Annotated in this window: 2 protein-coding genes; one reads left to right on the top strand and one right to left on the bottom strand. The window is 44.3% G+C overall.

The features are described 5' to 3' along the window. A partial coding sequence (gene bamC, locus R7Q11_RS28780) for an outer membrane protein assembly factor BamC (RefSeq protein ID WP_140174040.1) occupies positions 1-163 on the top strand: 163 nt, incomplete at its 5' end. A gap of 127 nt (positions 164-290) precedes the next feature. On the opposite strand, the gene R7Q11_RS28785 is transcribed toward bamC, so the two are convergent. Continuing rightward, the gene (locus tag R7Q11_RS28785; RefSeq protein WP_005494327.1) at positions 291-494 is read right to left on the bottom strand and encodes a DUF2897 family protein; all 204 of its coding nucleotides are present in this window, start codon (positions 492-494) and stop codon (positions 291-293) included. Positions 495-542 lie beyond the last annotated feature (48 nt).

The following is a 542-nucleotide window of genomic DNA, read 5'->3' on the forward strand; positions in this document are numbered from 1 at the left end:
TGGCGTGAAGCCAGTCGACCTAAAAGCAGGTAAATACACCTTCTTGCTAGGGGACTTGGGCAACCGCACTTCTATCAACATTACCGATTCATCAGGCAAACCTGTTGAAGAAGAGTTCTTGAAATCGCTGGTGCCAGTTCTTGGTGCGGTGGTGAAAGAGTAAGTTAGATAGTTGAAGTAAAAAGGGACCATTCGGTCCCTTTTTTGATCGTTTTTTGTTGCTCGGAGCACAGTCCAAATCACAGCATTCAGATGCTTAACTCAATTAGCAAGAGCGACTAGAAAGCCGCTTATTTTTGTTCGTGCTTGTTACTTTCATCGTCGCCGTAGCGTTCTTTATCTAGCTCATTTAAACGATCCAAATCGTTCTTGCGACCTTTATCCATCTGGTTGAACTTCATTTTGGCGGTGTACTTCAGAGCGGCAATGTTCCCGATGATCACACTCAAGACTACAATGATGATCACCCAAGGGTTGGTAAGAAATTCGATCATAACGCCTCCGGTGGTGGGGTGATATTGCGAATATAGGTAGATAAGATG

It is taken from the genome of Vibrio sp. 970 (assembly GCF_033339075.1).

Coding starts and splice junctions, on each gene's coding strand:
- R7Q11_RS28785 (WP_005494327.1), bottom strand. CDS start 494: ATGATCGAATTTCTTACCAACCCTTGGGTGATCATCATTGTAGTCTTG.